Annotated in this window: 4 protein-coding genes; 3 read left to right on the top strand and 1 reads right to left on the bottom strand. The window is 70.7% G+C overall.

What is annotated here, in order from left to right:
• The 3 genes from IRZ18_09420 to IRZ18_09410 form a co-directional block, all read left to right on the top strand.
• Positions 1 to 799, top strand: a 799-nt coding sequence (locus IRZ18_09420) for a protein prkA (protein ID MBX5477324.1), incomplete at its 5' end; no start/stop codon positions are given.
• Between the two features lie 59 nt (positions 800 to 858).
• Positions 859 to 1,131 carry a hypothetical protein gene (locus IRZ18_09415; protein ID MBX5477323.1) on the top strand — a complete coding sequence of 91 codons (273 nt, stop codon included), beginning with the start codon at positions 859 to 861 and terminating at the stop codon, positions 1,129 to 1,131.
• Positions 1,132 to 1,277: 146 nt separating this feature from the next.
• Complete coding sequence (locus tag IRZ18_09410) at positions 1,278 to 2,237, top strand: 3-hydroxyacyl-CoA dehydrogenase family protein (protein ID MBX5477322.1); 960 nt, start codon at positions 1,278 to 1,280, stop codon at positions 2,235 to 2,237.
• A gap of 18 nt (positions 2,238 to 2,255) precedes the next feature.
• On the opposite strand, the gene IRZ18_09405 is transcribed toward IRZ18_09410, so the two are convergent.
• The coding region (locus IRZ18_09405; protein MBX5477321.1) for a thiolase family protein at positions 2,256 to 2,838 on the bottom strand (583 nt) is incomplete at its 5' end.

Below are 2,838 nucleotides of genomic sequence, written 5' to 3'. Positions count from 1 at the left end.
GCACGAGAAGTACCCGCCGGCCCTCAAGCTCAAGCTCTACGACGGCCAGTTCGAGGGCGAGTACCGCCCGGCGCACGCGCAGGAGGCGCGGGAGCAGTCCCCGCGCGACGGGATGCGGGGCGTCTCGCCGCGCCAGGTCATCAACGCGCTCGCCCAGGCGCTCGTCGGCGCGAAGGTGCCCTGCATCAACCCGGTCGACGCGCTCAAGGCGCTCCGCGGTTCCCTGGCGCACCACGTCGGAACCGAATCGCGGGAGGAGATGGAGATGCTGCTCGCCGCCCTGGCGGACGTGCGCAAGGAGTACGACGACTGGGCGATCAAGACGGTCAGCCGCGCATTCGTCGCCGCCTTCGACGACGCGGCGCAGGACATTCTCAAGAAGTACCTCGACATGGCCGAGGCCTCCCTGCGCAATGACCGCGTCCGCGACCCGGTCACCGGCGAATGGGTCGAGCCGGACGAGAAGTTCATGCGGTCGCTGGAGGATCTGATCGGCGTGAGCGCCACCGGCCGCAGGTCCTTCCGCGAGGAGTTGATGGTGCGCGTCGCCAGCGCCCTGCGGCGCGGCGAGACGTTCCGCTACGACAGCCATCCGAAGCTGAAGCAGGCGATCGAGGCGCGGCTGTTTGCCGACCTGCAGGGCTCCATCCGCACCACGGTCTCCGGACGGATCCCGGACGAGGACCAGCGCGCGCGCCTGCGCGAGGTGAAGGCGCGGCTGATCGAGCGGGAGGGCTTCTGCGAGCACTGCGCGGACGCGATCCTGCAGTACGTGGGGTACCTTCTGGAACGGCGGTAGGGGGCGGGGCGCCGGACGGAGAATTCTGGAAGCACCCAATCGCGGAGGGGCGCGCGTTCGTGGACATGGCGCTCGCAGTGACCTTCGTGTTCCTCTACATCGCCGGCTTCGCCGTGTTCGTCTCTGGCGCTCGTGGGGCCTTGCGTCTGTTCCTGCTGATCACCGCCGGCCGGTGGGCGGCCCGCGCCATCCTCTGGGGGGTTCACCGCGGAACGCCCGCTTCATGGGTGGACTTTCTGATCGACGCCGCGCCGTTGGCGTTCGTGGCGCTGATCGCCGGGGTCCAGTGGGCGTGGCGGACCGTACGCGCACACCCGCCGCGGACGTCTTGAGGGAGCGCTGCACGCTCCCGGCGGCTTCGGAGCGACAGGGACGGGCGCGCGCGAACGCCTGCACGCGCGCGCCCGCCCGTCCACGGGGGCGGACTGTGTGGCAGGCGCGTTCGCCGATCTCGCAGGAAGGCCGCGGCGCGGCGCGAATGCTCCCCGTGGAATCCCCGGGTGTACCCCGGTGGCCCACAGGGGGCGATCACGTGACCGAGACCGAACCGCGCTCAAGCCAGGCGGAGTCCGTCCGCCTTCTCGGCGTGCTCGGCGCCGGCACCATGGGCGCCGCCATCGCGCACACCGCCGCGCTGCACGGCATTCCGGCGGTCTGCGTCGACGTGTCCGAGGACATCCTCGACCGCGCGCGCCGCCGCATCGACGGCCTCATGAAGGGCCGCATCGAACGCGGCAAGTTCACGGAGGAGGAGCGGCAGGCCGTGTGGGAGCGTCTGAGCTTCACCACGGACCGCGACCGGCTTGCCGGGGCTGACTTCGTCATCGAGGCGATCATCGAGGACCTCGCCGCCAAGAAGGCGGCCTTCGCCGACCTCGACCGCATCTGCCGCGAAGGCGTCGTCCTCGCCACGAACAGTTCCTCCATGTCCATCACGGAGATCGCCACGGCCACGAAGCGGCGGGACCGCGTCGTCGGAATGCACTTCTTCAACCCGCCGCAGGTGATGAAGCTCGTGGAGGTCGTCCGCGGCCTGGAGACGAGCGACGCCACCGTGGCCGAGGCCAAGGCCCTCGCCGAGCGCATGGGGCGCGTGCCCGTCGAGGTGCGCAAGGACACGCCGGGCTACATCGTCAACCGCATCCTCATGCCGCAGTTCATCGAGGCGCTGCGGTTGGTGGAGGAGGGCGTGGCCACGCCGGAGGAGATCGACAAGGCGGTGACGCTCGGCCTGAACTACCCGATGGGGCCGTTCACGCTGATGGACTTCACCGGGAACGACGTGAACCATCACGTCCTCGAATACTTCCGGCAGGAGTCCGGCGACCCGTACTACACGCCGCCGCACCTGCTCAAGAGCATGGTCCGGGCGGGGCGCCTGGGGCGCAAGACCGGGCGCGGGTTTTACGAGTACGGGGACGAGTCGCGGGGCGGGTAGCCGGCGGGTCCTGGCGCCTCACAGCCGCTCGAACACCGCCGCCAGCGCCTGGCCGCCGCCGATGCACATCGTCACGAGCGCGTACCGCTTCCCGTGGCGGCGCAGGTATTCGATGGCCTTGATCACCAGGATGCAGGCCGTGGCCCCGACCGGGTGCCCCAGCGCGATCGCGCCGCCGTTCGGGTTCGTGCGGGCCGGGTCGAGGCCGGCGTCGCGGATCACGGCCACGGCCTGCGCCGCGAATGCCTCGTTCAATTCCACCACGTCGATGTCCTCAAGCCGCAGCCCCGTCTTCTCCAGCACCCGCGGGATCGCGTACGTGGGCGCGTAGCCCATGTACGCCGGCTCCACGCCCGCCATCGCCCAGCCCACAAAGCGCGCCTTCGGCTTCAACCCGCGGCGGACGGCCTCGTCGCCGTCCATGACGACGACCGCCGCGCCGGCATCGTTGATGCCGGACGAGTTGCCGGCCGTGACCGTGCCGCCCTCCTGGAACACCGGCTTCAGCGCCGCCAGCTTCTCAAGGGTGGTCTCCCGCGGGTGCTCGTCGCGGTCGAAGAGGCGCTCGCCGCCGCGGTCCGGGACCGGCACGGGCACGATC

It is taken from the genome of Clostridia bacterium, assembly GCA_019683875.1.
GTDB lineage: Bacteria > Bacillota > Sulfobacillia > RBS10-35 > Bu92 > Bu92.
This window is presented reverse-complemented; position numbering and strand designations above follow the sequence as displayed.

Excerpts from the sequence above, each read along its gene's own strand:
- IRZ18_09410 (MBX5477322.1), top strand. The coding sequence starts at position 1,278 with ATGCTCCCCGTGGAATCCCCGGGTGTACCCCGGTGGCCCACAGGGGGC.